Below are 14,669 nucleotides of genomic sequence, written 5' to 3'. Positions count from 1 at the left end.
TGGCGTATTCGGCAGGCCAGCGTACAAGCGCCTGGCGCCTGTGCTGAAAATTTGGTTTTCAGAGCTTAACCGGTCAGGCAGGATAAAGCCAGCCGGTAAAAAGGAAGGAGATGCAAGGACGCCCGACTAATGCGGGCGCCAATGCATTCTTATAAGGCCGGGTAATTAACCCTGCTTCTGCGGCTTGATTACGTCGTCGTAAGTGCTTTCCACTTCTTCAACTTTTGCAGACTTAAGAACAAAATCAACAACCTGGTCTTCCAGCACCACCGATTCAACTCCAGACAGCAGCTCACGATTGTTGTAATAGTATTCAACCACCTCTTCTGGCTGCTGGTACGTGGAGGCGAGCTCCTCAACCTTAGCCTTGACGAGGTCAGCATCAACAGACAGTTCGTTCTTCTTAACAATCTCACCTACAACAAGACCCAGAACGACACGGCGCTTGGCCTGCTCTTCAAACATGGTATCCGGGAGCATACGTTCTGCATCTTCAGCCTTAATCTGGCCACCGAACTGCTGAATCATTTGACCACGCAGGGTGCGAACTTCGCCAGCAACCAGAGCTGAAGGCAAGTCAACCGGATGCTTTTCGAACAACTGGTCCATTACCTGGGTCTTCACTTTGTTCAGCGCTGCATTTTTCAGCTCGCGACCCATGTTATTACGTACTTCTTCACGGAACTTCTCTTCTCCACCCTCTTGCACACCATAAGCAGCGAAGAACTCTTCGTTCAGCTCTGGCAACTCTGGCTTTTCAGAAGAGGTTACTTTGACACTGAAAGTTACCGCGGCACCGCGCAATTCTTCAGCCTGGTAGTCTTCCGGGAAGGTCAGGTCCAAATCTTTCTCTTCGCCGGGCTTCATACCCAGAATACCCTCTTCAAAGCCCGGGATCATCTGTCCAGAACCAAGGGTCAACTGATGATCTTCAGCCTTGCCACCCTCAAACTCTTCGCCACCTTTGCGACCGACAAAATTAATAGTCACTCGATCGCCTTTTTGCGCCTTGCGCTTAGTGTCTTTCCAGGAAGACTGCTGCTTGCGCAATACGTCGATCATATTCTCGACATCAGCATCGGTAACATTCGCAACTGGACGCTCTACGCTGAGCCCTGCCAAGTCGGCCAGCTCTACCTCAGGGTAAACTTCGAAAGTGGCAACGTATTCCAGGTTTTCGCCAGTAGCTGTCTGCTTGGCTTCGATACTGGGCTGGCCAGCGGGCTTTACCTGCTCTTGTTGAACTGCGTCATAAAAAGAGCGGCTCATAACCTCACCAAGCACTTCCTGGCGAACGCCGGCACCAAAGCGCTGACGTACAACTTTCATTGGCACCTTGCCTTTACGGAAGCCGTTTACGCGAACAGTTTTGGCGGCCTGCTGGAGACGCTTGTCCACTTCTTTATCGACGATTTCCGCCGGCAAATTAACCGTTAAACGACGCTCCAGACCGGAAGTAGTTTCGATGGAAACCTGCATGTTTATCCTCGTGAGACTATCTCTGTAATCGCGCCGCAGCGCCAACGAATGCCGGGCCGCCGGGACTTAGCCGGCCACCTCGTAGGCACAACCATAAAAACTGCAGAGCAATTCCAGGCTTATGCCAAATGCACAAGAAGTCCGCACCCACCCTTCTGCAGGGCAAGTCACACGGACTTCAAAGCTCTTAATTTGGTGGGGACGGGGAGACTCGAACTCCCACACCTTTCGGCACCAGAACCTAAATCTGGCGTGTCTACCAATTTCACCACGTCCCCAAAAATTCTCTTATCGCTAACCCTTTGAAATACATAGAGTTTCAGGTCAAAAAAGACCCCATCGCGACAAGGGGTGCAGATTGTGCCACAGCATTTTGAAGGCATCAACACTTTAGTAGGCACATTCTTCACAAAATAAAAAAAGGCGCCACAAGGGCGCCTTTTTATAGATGTGCAGCTACCCGGAGGAAAGCTTATACACGCTCTACGACGGTGGTAATACCTTGCCCCAAACCAATGCACATAGTGGAAACACCTAGATTTCCACCTTCATTCTGCATAACACTCAAGAGAGTGCCCGTGATCCGGACCCCGGAGCAACCGAAGGGGTGGCCTAGAGCAATAGCACCACCGTACAGATTGACCTTTTCGTCCATTTTATCCAGCAGATCAAGGTCTTTCATTACCGGTAGCGCCTGCGCAGCAAACGCCTCGTTCAGCTCAAACTTATCGATATCGCCGAGAGTAAGACCTGACTTCTTAAGCGCCTTCTTGGTGGAAGGCACTGGACCGTAACCCATGATCGAAGGATCAACGCCCGCCAAAGCCATTTCCTTAACGCGCGCAATCGGTGTCATACCCAGCGCCTGAGCGCGCTCAGCCGACATCACTAGCATAACTGAGGCGCCATCGGTAATCTGAGAAGAAGTCCCTGCGGTTACCTGACCGTGCTTCGGATCAAATGCCGGCTTCAGCTGGGCGAGACCTTCTACGGTAGTATCCGGGCGAATGGTTTGATCCGCCTCCACAAGGAAAGGGACGCCATCGTCATCATGACCTTCAATCGCAATAATCTCGCGATTGAACTTACCTTCTTTAGTCGCTTCAGCCGCACGCTGATGTGAGCGCGCACCGAACTCATCCATCTGCTGGCGCTGAATACCGTGCATCATAGCCAAGTATTCAGCGGTCATGCCCATGGAGCCAGCAGCTTTGGCCATGTAGCGGCCCAGCATAGGATTGGGGCTCACATGCTCCATCATATTCAGGTGGCCCATGTGCTCAACACCACCCACAACATACACATCACCCACGCCAGCCTGAATGTTGGCAGCAGCGGCATGCAGAGAGGACATAGAGGAGCCGCACAGACGGTTAACGGTCTGCGCAGGAATTGTGTGTGGCAGGCCGGCGCGCAGCAAAATAAAGCGGGCTACGTTAAAACCCTGCTCATCGCGCTGCATCACGCAACCCCAGATCAGGTCATCGATCTCAGCGGGGTCGAGCTTGTCATTGCGCTGCAAAAACTTTTTCAACAGCTCAGCAGACATATCGTCGGCGCGCACATGGCGATACACACCATTCTTTGAGCGGCCCATGGCGGTACGCGCGTAGTCAACGATTACGGCATCTCTAGGATTTAAACTCATCGCTATTCTCCTCACTTATCGCCGTAGTAGGTTTTGCCACTTGCGGCCATTTCACGCATACGATCAGTCGGCTTGTACAACTCGCCCAGATCGGCGTACTTATCGGCAATCTTCACGAATTCATCCAGACCGATGCTATCCAGCCAGGCAAAAATGCCACCGCGGAACGGAGGGAATCCGATACCGTAAATCAGCGCCATATCGGCTTCAGCCGGGGAGTCAACGATCCCTTCTTCCAGGCAGCGAGCCAGCTCGGTGGCCATCGGCACCATCATGCGCTCGATCACCTCGTCCCTTTCGAACTCACGGCGCTCAGCAACCTGCGGCTTGAGTAACTGGTAGGCCTCTTCGGTAGCCACTTTCTTCGGGCGACCTTTCTTGTCTTGCTCGTAGTTATAGAAGCCCTTACCGTTCTTCTGACCGTAACGACCAGCTTCGTACATAACATCTGAGGCTGCAGTGAAGGTTTTCCCCATACGCTCAGGGAAGCCCTCAGCCATTACACCTTCCGCATGAACTCCGGTATCAATACCAACAACGTCCATCAGGTAGGCCGGACCCATAGGCCAACCCCAGCGCTCCATAACCTTATCAACGGCCTGGAAATCCGCACCATCGCGCACGAGCATAGAAAAACCGGCAAAGTAAGGGAACAGTACGCGGTTTACCAGAAATCCAGGGCAGTCGCGAACCACGATGGCCTTTTTGCCCATTTTGTTTGCGTAGGCTACAACGCGAGCAACTGCGGTATCGGAAGTCTTCTCCCCGCGGATCACCTCAACCAACGGCATTTTGTGCACCGGGTTAAAGAAGTGCATACCCAGGAAGTTTTCAGGACGGGACAGAGGCTCAGCCAGCTGGTTAATAGAGATAGTGGAGGTGTTGGAGGCGATGACAGTGTCTTCGCTCACCTTGGTTTCCACTTCTTTAAGTACCGCGTGCTTGACTTTTGGGTTTTCTACAACCGCTTCCACAACAACATCGATATCCTCGAAGCCGTCATAGCTCAGGGTCGGCTCAATACGATTGAGCACTTCACCCATTTTTACCGGGGTGAGGCGTTTGCGGTCGACCAGTTTGGACAGCAGTTTATTCGCCTCATTCAAACCGAGATCGATACCCTTTTGATCAATATCTTTCATCTTGATCGGAGTATCTTTATAGGCAGACTGGTAAGCAATACCACCACCCATAATACCGGCACCGAGAACGGCAGCGCGCTCAATGGGCTTATCGGCTTTCTTTTCCCAACCCTTGGCAACCTTACTGATCGCCTGGTCCGCAAGGAACAGCCCTACCAGAGATTTAGCGGTGCCGGTCTGGGCGCAGAAAATAAATTTTTCCTGTTCAATCTTCAGAGCTTCATCGCGGGTCAACTTATAACCCTGCTCAATAGACTCAACGGCCGCAACCGGGGATGGGTAATTTTTGCCCGCCTGCTGACCAACAAACGCCTTGGTAGTAAAGAAGGCCATCAGGGCTTCGGTATCATTCAGCGGGATTGGAGACTTCTTGATCTCACGACCGGCCTTATAATCCAACTCACCTTTGATTGCGCGCTCAAGCAGCTTAATTGCTGCATCTTTGAGCTTATCGGTAGGCACTACAGTATCTACAGCATGAGCTTCCAGAGCCGCCGCTGGCTTCTGCTCTTTACCTGCGGCAATCCACTCGGCCGCCACATCCACACCCACTACCCGCGGTAAGCGTACCGTACCGCCCCAACCTGGGATAAGACCCAACTTAACTTCGGGCAGACCCACTTTGGCCTCTTCGCCCATCAAGCGGTAGTCACAGCCGAGGCAAACTTCGAAACCACCGCCCAGCGCATAGCCATTGATCGCCACAGCGGTCGGAACCGGCAGGTCTTCCAGGCGGTTAATATTTTCATTGTTCTGATTCATCAAATCAGCAACGCCCTCTGCGCCTGCAGAGAAAGCGTTACCAAATTCGGTGATATCGGCACCGACAATAAAGACACCCTTGCCACTGGTAAGCAGCACACCTTTAACGCCGTCTGCTGCTTCAATTGCATCCAGAGCCTGGGAGAATTCGGTAACCGTCTGACGGTTAAACTTGTTGACGGATTCGCCTTGCAGGTCGAATTTAAGCTCGGCAATGCCGTTATCCAGCATTTGTACCGTGAGCGCTTTGCCACTAAATAACATTGATTGACCTCTTTTATTCTGGGCCGCAATCCTGGACCCGGGGTCGGAATTTTTTTGCAACCATGGACCGTCCGCTCTTGCGGTGACACTTTGGCCCAATACGGTCAGCCGTAGTATAGCCAGATTCAAACGATTGTTTGAATACCATTTCTTACAAAAACACTGGCACCAACAGCACCAAAGAACACAATATAGCCAGCCATAACTTGCTGGCCGGACGCTTTAAGCGGAGTCAGTCTATCGTGAATCAGTCCGCTTTTTCAGCTTGATGGCGCAAATCACCCTTTATCACGCCTCCTATTTGACTTACAGATCCCCAAGACGCCTCAATGGCATGGGCCGGATTAACCGTACTAATCACCACGCAATCCGTTTTACCTGGGTTGCGGAAACGGTGGGGTCGCCGGGTGCCAAAGTAATAACCATCCCCCGCCTCTAACAGGGCAAGATCGGATCCCGCAGATACTTCCAGCTCACCGGCAATAACTATCCCCCCAACCTCCCCATCGAAGATCAACGGGTTGGGGCCGGAATCCTGCCCTTCTGAAAACACGGTGCGCAAGATAGACATCGCACGCTGACTGCGGGAACCGCCGAGCAACTGACAAAAAAATCGGCCGTCACCGACATTTGGCATATCACTGGAGCGAAAGAAAATCGGATCCGACTCAACGAGCTCCAACGAAAAGAACTCAGACAGGGTCATAGGCACGCTACTCAATATTTTCTCAAGCGAACCTACAGAAGGGCTCACCCGCCCCTGCTCGATAAAGGAAATAGTGGCATTGGTGACACCCGCCTGCCGCGCCAACTGCCGCTGGGAAATGCCGTATATTTTTCGCACCAGTTTTAGACGGACCCCAAGATCTGCAGCATCTTTTTTTCCATCGCATACATCCATGTCTGCCATTGAAATCCTCACTCAGTTAACAGCGAATACGTGCTTTTGTGATAAGTTCAATCCAAAAGAAAAACTGGCCCCGGTGGCGATAGGCAATGAAATACAACCTAAACCATATCATCAAATGGGTTGCTAACATCCAATTCTACTGGTGGGAATCCAGGGAGGGTGACGCTATCAGCGGAGAGATTTATCTCCGCCTCATCTATGTGACCTTCACCAAACCGATAGATGGGTTGCAGGTCTCCCCTGCTCGCTCTCACATCGTAAGCCACAGCTTGCTCGACAACTGCCTCGTTATCCCTATGGTGGGCGAGTATTGCTTTTGCTCCATGACGTTTTTCCAGCATGGAGCGGGTCAGGCGGGGGGAAAGCACCGCTGCCGTCGCATTGTTTCCTCCAAAACCTTTAGAATTCAGTAACGCCAGATCCAGTGAGCTTGGATCTCGCTCCACATGTTCAAGGGAAATCTGTAGATTTTTTTGATGAACATCGTCAGCCACTCGGTCAACCGTGGCAATACCCGGTATTATTCCCCTATCAAAAATACCCAGCGCAGAGATCAATTGATCCCCACTAGCCGCCGAAATGGAGTGCCCCACATAAGCTTTCACTGCACACACTGGCCACTCCTCCACTCCGAAAACAGAAGCCAATCTATCCAGTATCGCTGACTCAGTAACCCGATTTTGTGGTGTGCTGGATCCGTGGGCCTGAACAAAACTGCGTCTCGTCAAACTCTCATCTCCAACTATCGCTCTCGACTCCGCCATAGCTCTGGCCATTGTCAAATAGTTACCAGGCCCCGGTGCGGAGATCGATTTTTTATAACCATCAGCGTTGATATAAACACCCGAAACTGAGCCATGGATGTTCGCACCCAGCTCAAGGGCCAGGGTATCATCCATTAGAATCGCCCACTGAGTACCCTCTCCCAAAGTAAATCCACAGTTTTCCCCAAATGGACGACTAGTACGGCGGAAATCGACCTCACCTGAAAAAATTTTGCGCAGGTTCTCAGTAGTTGCGAGCGCCCCCATGGTGGAATAACCATCGACAATTTCAGGAACAAGCGGTGCCTCAGCAGCTCCTATAACGGCCACTCTGGCTCGACCACTGCGAATATCCTCAACACCTGAGCGCAGATTGTATAAATAACTGGCACAGGCTCCGGTCACGGCCCCGGTAGAACCGACATTACCCAGCACATAGGCGTTCACAAAGTCCGCAGGCATACTGTTTAAGCCCAATGCCAACTGCTTGGAGCTGACCCGGGAACCACGCAACCGGGATTGCATCAGCCCCCCGTTCCCAAAGGGGTCGAGCTGACTCATAGCTGATGAGGCGTATACAGAGATATTGCCAGGACCAGCCGCGGCCACAACGGTTTCCCAGTCGATCCCCATAGAATGCACCGCATCAGAAGCTCCCAGCACTGCCAGCTGCAGCCCGCGGGGGTGAAAGCGCGAATTATATCGCTCACCGGGCTCGAAGCCCGTAGGCAGCTGCCCCGCGGCACCAACCGGAATCTCACGAAAGCTATCCAACATGACAGAAAGGCTTGCGGTGGTCACACGAACCCTGCCACTGCCCACACTTTCTACTTGCCATTCATCGGGCAAAGGGTGGGGAAGCTGGCGGGTGGATATTTCAAAAGACATGCCACTGTGGTTAGCCAGGTCCGCAGCCTGGTGAAAATGGCACTTACGGTAGTCGTAAAAACGCGCCTCCAATTCTCGCACCAAGGTACCATCGAGCACACGCTGTTCCAGACCTAGTCCCAAAGGGCCAGCGGCATCGGACCCCGTGCGCAATCCCATGAGCGCGGCTAGGTCGGATAGCGTGTCAATCCGCTCTCTCAGAGAGAGCTTTTCCAGCACCGTGCGGGCATACCCCCGATGAAAGGAGCTGCGTCCTGCGGGATTAAAACCACCAAACGCGGTAATTACGGGAAGGCGCTGCATCCTGACCTCCAGCCAAGCTAAACACTATAAATTTGATGTCTGCGAGTGTAGGGGCTGGCGATTGCGCCCAGTTATGGGCATACTGGCCAGCAAAATTGAGTGTTTTAGCCAATGGCGCCAACGCGCCCGAGTATGTAATGCGTACGGTTACCTTTCTTCTGATTGATCAAATGTTAGCTACCGGGACAGTACTCCCCCTAGAGATGCTTCGCGGAGCCGAGAGCCGGGCGCGAGTGGAAGGACGAACAGAGCCCCTGCGCCTAGTGACAGCCAGCATGGATGGGCAGCCCGTGAAATCTCGTTGCGGCTTCACCTTTCAACCCGATATGGCATTAAGCGAGACGCCAAACAGCGATCTAGTCTACATTCCAGCACTTTGGCGTAATCCTCGCCCCGCTTTAAAACGCAGCGGACCGTTGCTGAAATGGCTGAGAGATCAGGCTGAATTAGGAGCATCTATTAGCGCAGTGGGAACCGGTGTTTGTTTCCTAGCAGAAGCGGGCCTACTCAATGGTAAACCCGCCACCACGCACTGGCATTATTTCGACCGCTTTAGCGCTGACTACCCCGAAGTCAAGTTAAAACGCCAGTACTTTATTACTCAGGCGGACAAGCTCTTTTGCGCCGCCAGTGTCAATGCCCTCGCAGACGTCACCGTGCATATGATCCGCCAGCTCTACGGACCCGCAGTTGCCAGCCATGTAGAACGAAACTTCTCCCATGAGATCCGCAGACCCTTCGAGGAAATCGCCTATTCTGAAGGGGCAGTACGCCTGCACCCCGACGAAGATATTGTGCAAGCCCAGGCATGGCTGAAAGAACACTGCAATACGGAAGTACGCCTCAGCGAAGTGGCGCAAATGTTCGATATGAGTGTCCGCTCCTTTAATCGACGCTTCAAACTGGCGACAGGACAGACCCCCCTGCAATACTTGCAAAATGTGCGAGTGGACATGGCTAGAGAACTCTTGCAGTCAAGCAACTTATCCGTTAATGAAATTGCGGAAAAAGTGGGCTACCAAGACATGGGGCACTTCACGGCACTCTTTAAAAAATTCCTGTCCACAACCCCAAGTGAGTACCGAGCCACAGTGAGAGCAAAGTTATTCCGGGTAAACACCTGATTTCTTTAGAAAGATAACATCACTGTCGACAAACTGCAGTTCAGCGCCCAACTCCTGAGCGAGCCAACGTAAAGTCTCTGCACTGAAAAAGGAGATATGTGTTGGATCACGAATATAGTGCCAACTGGCAAAACGCTCGGGTGAAATAACTAGTTTTGTCATCAGTGCCATAAAACCGCCAGGGCGTAATTGCCGCCAAAGCCTTGTCAACTCATCTCCAGGGGCAGCCAAATGCTCTACAACTTCCGTCGCCACGATAAAGTCGTAGTCTTTTTTAATGGCACCATATTCTGGGAAATAATAACGGTCAAACAATTCCACTCTGTGGCCGTTTTCCATCAAAATACGAGCTAATAGTGGGGCTGGTCCACAACCAAAGTCCAAACCTTCACTCGCTGGCGAGAGTTCTTTCAATAGGGGCGAAGCACATCGACTGAGGAAGCGGTGATAGCCTTCATCTTCCATCCCGTTCTCGTGAAGGTCGTAATATGCATGCTCTTCTTTTGCAGAGAGGTGATGCTCAGAGGGAACAAACACCAGAGCGCAGCGGTTACATTGGTAGTAACTGCGAACCTTATCTCGATAGTAAAACTGTGCCGCGGAATAGCGGCACAGCGGGCAAGCTTGGGACAATTTATGCGGCTACCGAATCCGACTTTTTATCGGCTTCGTCCTTCACAGCTTCATTGTGATGCAGCAACTTACCTTCGCTAATTTCTATTTTACGCGACTTCATTGCCTCTGGTATTTCTCGTACCAGCTCAATGTGAAGCAAGCCATTGGCAAGTTTCGCATCGGTCACTTTTACATGATCTGCCAACTGAAAGCGCCGCTCAAAATTTCTCGCAGCGATCCCTCTATGCAAAAAGTTTCTTTGCGCAGGATCTTCAGGCTTCTTTCCATTTACGGTGAGGCGGTTTTGCTCTACCTGAATGTCGAGCTCAGACTGCTCGAAACCCGCCACTGCCATTGTAATCCTATAGCTATCCTCACCGGTCAATTCTATATCGTAAGGGGGGTAGGAAGGCTGTTTCTGCTCGCTGGTGCTCATTGCATCCAGTAAGCTGGCCATACGGTCAAAGCCAATTGCGGAACGGTATAAAGGGGAAAAATCAAAATTACGCATTGTTATATCCTCAATTCAGAGCAATATTAAATTCTGCTCGCCATTAAGCCCGAGCATTACCAGCGGCGGCACTTTTCGCTTTAAGCTACCACCCGCACTCCAGAGATAAGGACGACCACAAAAATTTCAAGGCGTGGAAGAAGAAAAATGCAAAAAGAAGAGAAACCGTCAGGACAAACTACTTCCCGCTTATTTATTGGCGTGAGGCCTGACAAAAAAACACAGGAATTCCTCGACAACTTAATAAAGCGTTACCAAAAACAACTAGAGAACATAAAAAGCGACCATCTTCGCTGGACCACTCCAGCTAATCGGCACCTAACACTCGCGTTTCTGGGGAACACCCCAAGAGAAATAATTCCACCCCTTAGGCAAGGCCTTATTGCGCTCGCGCAAAAAAAACCCAGGTTTCAGGGATTGATTTACTCATTGAATCCATTCCCTAGGCGCAACCCGAAAGCCCTTGTCGTGGAACTGGCGACCAATCCCAGCCTGCTGGAGCTCCACCAAAACTGTAACCGAATTATTGGCGTGTTAGGTATAACACCTGAAAAGCGGACTTACCGGCCACATATCACCCTAGCACGCAGCAAAGAAGGGTTTGAACAATCCTCACCGTTCAGGCTGGACTTTTCGATATCAGTTGAAAACATCACTCTTTACGAGAGCACTCCAAAACCTCAGAGCAGTCATTACCACCCCCTACTCGAAGCTGCCCTTTGTGAAAGATAACGCCACAAAACATAAAAAAGCCCGCATTAAGCGGGCTCAAAGCGTTCTATTTTAAGGCATCTAAAGCGTACTCTGGGTACATCACTAAACGGGGGCGCGAAAGTCGGCGTGCATCAAAGACGAAAACATAACGGGTACCGTCATCCTCGGCGGGAATCGTACGACGAAACTTCCAGGTGTTGATCTTGTATGTCTGACGGCCAGCTTCAACAGTCGCCACCAACCGATATTGATTTTTTCCCAGGAACTCAAAAGACAAGCGCTCTCCGCCAGAGGGCTTAAGCATCAAATTACGGAAAGTCTGCTTGTTTTCCCCGTTTTTATCTGAAAGCAAGTTATCCAGGCGTTTTTGCTCACGCTTCACGTAAGCGAGTAGCTCTGGATCAATTTGCGTCTCAACAGTCGGGGCTGGCTCGGGTGGAACCTCACGCTTCTTCGGCTTTTCTATTGCCGCAGTCTTTAATTTCGGAGGCTTAGGCTTCTCAGCCCTTGCTTTTCTAGCCAGTGCGGCACGCCTTTCAGAAGCCTCCGCCTTGGCGACCATAGAATCCACCACTTCGCCAATCTTATCCTGCTGAGCAGAGATCTTAGTCTTGGTTTCGGCGATTGCCTGCCTCTCCGCCCCAAGCTTTGACAGAAGCTCCTCATGGTTTGCCTGAATAAACTCCAAGCGGCGACTGCGGCTATCCACACCTCGCTCTGCCATAGCAAAACTGTGCTTAGCCTTGGTCAGGCGGCGTTCAGAGTCCGAGGTTCCATTAGATTCATGTAACCGACGGGCCTCTTCGAGCTCAACGCGACTCTCCTCATACTCCTTGCGCAACTCATTAAGAGATTCCTGCGCTCGCTCAAGCTTGTACTCATACGAGAGCAGCTCGTTCTCGATATCCTCCAGCTCAACCTGCCTGTTTTCCAGAGACTGCTCCAGACGTGCCAGTCGGTTTTTTTCCACATTGAGAGCGGATTGCGCCTGCGCAACCGCCCCGCCAAAAACTACCAGGCCCGCCAAGAAGAGCGAGCAGTACCGCTTTACCGCCATTGTCCAGAACCCATTTCTCGATTTTTCGACACTCATAAGATAAAAGCCCAGAGGTTGTTTTTTGTTCAAGCTTCCCAAACCCCCAGTACAGCAACGTTAATTTTACGCAGTGCTGAGCTCGCGAGCAATGACCTCTCGTCCACCCTTTGTACCCATTCGATCAATCCGACACCAAAACTTGGCAATGAAAGTCGCCTTAATGACTCTTCAGCGAATTTTCTGTGACATTTTCCAGTGATAGCGCTTGATTTTTTTTTTAGCGGAAGCATTATGGGTAACAGGGAGACGATCGCTAGACACAGCGGAAACCCGACCCGGACGTAAAACACCCAGAGCTGTTCCGACAGCAATATTCGTTGCGCTCCTGGTGAATCGGCGATTCTACTGCGGTCTCGACCCCTCCCTTTAGGGCGCCCTACCTTCTTTATTAGCAAACCGCAAAAGCGGCCTGCATGGTTTCCTATAACCGGAGGTATTTACCTATGAAATCAGCGTCCAACGATAACATTGTGTTCCGCGATATCGACAAATCCGCCGCCCTATCAGACACGGTATCTAGAAAGTTACACAAACTGGAACGTTATTGTGGCGAAATCATACACAGCCGTGTAGTTCTAGAAGCTCCCCACCAGCACAAAAGCAAAGGCAAACAATTTAAAGCCTCCCTCGAACTGGCCATCAGCGGCAATCCAGTGACCATCAGTAATGAAAACGAATCTATACACCGGGCTGTTAATGACACATTTGCTTCAGCAGAACGCTGCCTGAAAGAGCGTAGCGAACGCAAAAAAGCGCAGCGACACCAAGCACTTTGTGAAGCCGAGGAGACCGTGGAGGAGTAAGAACTAAATTAGCGAGCAAATCACAAAAACGGCGCAAATGCGCCGTTTTTACTTGAGCCCCGATAATGTAGGCAGTTCGTGAATAACCCCTATTACATTCCAGGTCTCTCCAAACGAAAAAACCCATCAACCCCAAAGGCGACTGAAGCAATCTGCAAGGCAGGGGTTATAAGCCGCAAACTATCCACCTACGGGCGTACGCATTGTGACAAATTCCTCAGCGGCTGTTGGATGAATGCCAATTGTCTCATCAAACGTTTGCTTGGTGGCGCCCGCCTTCAAGGCCACAGCCAAACCCTGGATAATCTCACCGGCATCATCACCAACCATGTGAACGCCAATCACCTTATCGGTCTCGGCATCTACCACCAGTTTCATCAGTGTCCGCTCGGTATTACCACTCACTGTGTGGCGCATCGGGCGAAACTCTGATTTATAAACAGTGACAGAGATTCCAGAATCTCTAGCCTCCTCTTCAGAGAGCCCTACCGTGCCAATATTTGGCTGGCAAAATACCGCCGTCGGGATATTGTTGTAATCAATTTCGGCTGTATTTCCCGTACGCCAGTGTTTCACCAAAGCCATCGCCTCCGCAAGGGCCACGGGTGTCAACTGCGGCTCACCAGTAACATCCCCAAGCGCGTAAATGGAGTGAATGTTGGTGCGGAAATTATCATCAACAGAGATGGTGCCATCCCTGTGCAGCACCACTCCCCGCTCTTTCAGGCCAAGCCCTTCAGTATTCGCAACTCGCCCAGTTGCATAGAGGACCATATCCACATTCAAGCTGGAACCATCCCCCGCATGCACAAGAAAACTACCATCCTGCAATTTCTCAATGGCACTCACCTGATGATTAAATTTTAAATCGATATTTTTCTTAACCATTTCATCGCGGACAAAATGGCGAATATCACGATCAAAACCTCGCAGGAATAGTTCCCGGCGATAAGAGAGGTGGGTTTCAGCCCCCAAGCCGGCAAATATCCCCGCAAACTCAACCGCGATATACCCACCTCCAACAACCAGTACGCGTTTCGGGAAAGCCTCCATGGAAAATACATCGTTAGAGGTCAAAATAAATTCTTTACCCGGAATATCAGGAACAAAAGGCCAGCCACCTGTGGCGACCAACATTCTCTGGGCAGTATATTCACGCTCATTTACCACCACGGTGTTAGCACCTGTGACCTTGGCCCGCCCATCAAAAACTGTTACACCGGAATTTACCAACAGATTGCGGTAAATATTATTAAGCCGGGTTATTTCCTTAGCATTGTTATCACGTAATGTTGGCCAGTTAAACTCCGCAACAGGAGCTTCCCAGCCATACGCTTTGGCATCGCTAAAGTCTTCACTAAAGCCACTGGCATAGACAAATAATTTTTTGGGGACACAGCCCACATTAACGCAAGTGCCGCCCATATAACGGTCTTCGGCCACAGCCACCTTCATCCCCTGAGCCGCAGCCATTCGCGCGGCTCGCACACCACCAGAGCCCGCCCCAATCACAAAAAGGTCAAATGCAAATTCTGCCAAAGCAAACCTCAATCTCTAATTTAGTTTCCGGACAAATATCGAAAGTCATAATCCCTACATCACGCATTTTGCGTCAAAGCTGTCATTCCGCACTTAATAACCGTTGA

12 protein-coding genes and 1 tRNA gene are annotated in these 14,669 nt (G+C 51.1%); 3 read left to right on the top strand and 10 right to left on the bottom strand.

Going from position 1 to position 14,669, the window contains the following annotated elements; translation table 11 throughout:
• Positions 1 to 165: 165 nt before the first annotated feature.
• The 6 genes from tig to Q1A69_RS07245 all read right to left on the bottom strand — a co-directional run bounded on the left by tig (position 166) and on the right by Q1A69_RS07245 (position 8,160).
• Entirely contained in the window at positions 166 to 1,479 is a 1,314-nt protein-coding gene (gene tig, locus Q1A69_RS07270) for a trigger factor (RefSeq protein WP_299583309.1), read from the bottom strand.
• A 193-nt stretch (positions 1,480 to 1,672) separates the two neighbouring features.
• Positions 1,673 to 1,757, bottom strand: a tRNA-Leu gene (locus tag Q1A69_RS07265).
• Between the two features lie 194 nt (positions 1,758 to 1,951).
• Positions 1,952 to 3,127, bottom strand: a complete 1,176-nt coding sequence (gene fadA / locus Q1A69_RS07260) for an acetyl-CoA C-acyltransferase FadA (protein WP_299583306.1) — start codon at positions 3,125 to 3,127, stop codon at positions 1,952 to 1,954.
• An 11-nt stretch (positions 3,128 to 3,138) separates the two neighbouring features.
• Entirely contained in the window at positions 3,139 to 5,295 is a 2,157-nt protein-coding gene (gene fadB, locus Q1A69_RS07255) for a fatty acid oxidation complex subunit alpha FadB (RefSeq protein WP_299583303.1), read from the bottom strand.
• A gap of 247 nt (positions 5,296 to 5,542) precedes the next feature.
• Entirely contained in the window at positions 5,543 to 6,205 is a 663-nt protein-coding gene (locus Q1A69_RS07250; RefSeq protein WP_299583300.1) for a helix-turn-helix domain-containing protein, read from the bottom strand.
• 98 nt (positions 6,206 to 6,303) lie between these two features.
• The gene (locus Q1A69_RS07245) at positions 6,304 to 8,160 is read right to left on the bottom strand and encodes a beta-ketoacyl synthase (protein WP_299583297.1); all 1,857 of its coding nucleotides are present in this window, start codon (positions 8,158 to 8,160) and stop codon (positions 6,304 to 6,306) included.
• Positions 8,161 to 8,297: 137 nt separating this feature from the next.
• Here Q1A69_RS07245 and Q1A69_RS07240 point away from each other — a divergent pair, with 137 nt between their 5' ends.
• Positions 8,298 to 9,284, top strand: a complete 987-nt coding sequence (locus Q1A69_RS07240) for a helix-turn-helix domain-containing protein (protein ID WP_299583294.1) — start codon at positions 8,298 to 8,300, stop codon at positions 9,282 to 9,284.
• Here the strand turns inward: Q1A69_RS07240 and Q1A69_RS07235 are convergent.
• Together Q1A69_RS07235 and Q1A69_RS07230 are read right to left on the bottom strand one after the other, a co-directional pair.
• Positions 9,264 to 9,749, bottom strand: a complete 486-nt coding sequence (locus Q1A69_RS07235) for a class I SAM-dependent methyltransferase (protein ID WP_366525558.1) — start codon at positions 9,747 to 9,749, stop codon at positions 9,264 to 9,266. The two genes, Q1A69_RS07240 and Q1A69_RS07235, sit on opposite strands and share 21 nt — an antisense overlap.
• Before the next feature lie 169 nt (positions 9,750 to 9,918).
• Positions 9,919 to 10,410, bottom strand: a complete 492-nt coding sequence (locus Q1A69_RS07230; protein WP_299583288.1) for an Hsp20 family protein — start codon at positions 10,408 to 10,410, stop codon at positions 9,919 to 9,921.
• Between the two features lie 147 nt (positions 10,411 to 10,557).
• Here Q1A69_RS07230 and thpR point away from each other — a divergent pair, with 147 nt between their 5' ends.
• Entirely contained in the window at positions 10,558 to 11,142 is a 585-nt protein-coding gene (gene thpR / locus Q1A69_RS07225) for an RNA 2',3'-cyclic phosphodiesterase (protein ID WP_299583285.1), read from the top strand.
• A 46-nt stretch (positions 11,143 to 11,188) separates the two neighbouring features.
• On the opposite strand, the gene Q1A69_RS07220 is transcribed toward thpR, so the two are convergent.
• Positions 11,189 to 12,181: a hypothetical protein gene (locus Q1A69_RS07220; RefSeq protein WP_299583282.1), complete on the bottom strand. Its 993-nt coding sequence runs from the start codon at positions 12,179 to 12,181 to the stop codon at positions 11,189 to 11,191.
• 482 nt (positions 12,182 to 12,663) lie between these two features.
• Between Q1A69_RS07220 and Q1A69_RS07215 the strand changes: the two genes are divergently transcribed.
• The gene (locus Q1A69_RS07215; RefSeq protein ID WP_299583279.1) at positions 12,664 to 13,023 is read left to right on the top strand and encodes an HPF/RaiA family ribosome-associated protein; all 360 of its coding nucleotides are present in this window, start codon (positions 12,664 to 12,666) and stop codon (positions 13,021 to 13,023) included.
• 180 nt (positions 13,024 to 13,203) lie between these two features.
• Here the strand turns inward: Q1A69_RS07215 and gorA are convergent, their stop codons facing one another.
• Complete coding sequence (gene gorA / locus Q1A69_RS07210) at positions 13,204 to 14,562, bottom strand: glutathione-disulfide reductase (protein WP_299583276.1); 1,359 nt, start codon at positions 14,560 to 14,562, stop codon at positions 13,204 to 13,206.
• Positions 14,563 to 14,669 lie beyond the last annotated feature (107 nt).

Origin of the sequence: uncultured Microbulbifer sp. (genome assembly GCF_947498635.1) — a bacterium.
Lineage (GTDB): Bacteria > Pseudomonadota > Gammaproteobacteria > Pseudomonadales > Cellvibrionaceae > Microbulbifer > Microbulbifer echini.
This window is presented reverse-complemented; position numbering and strand designations above follow the sequence as displayed.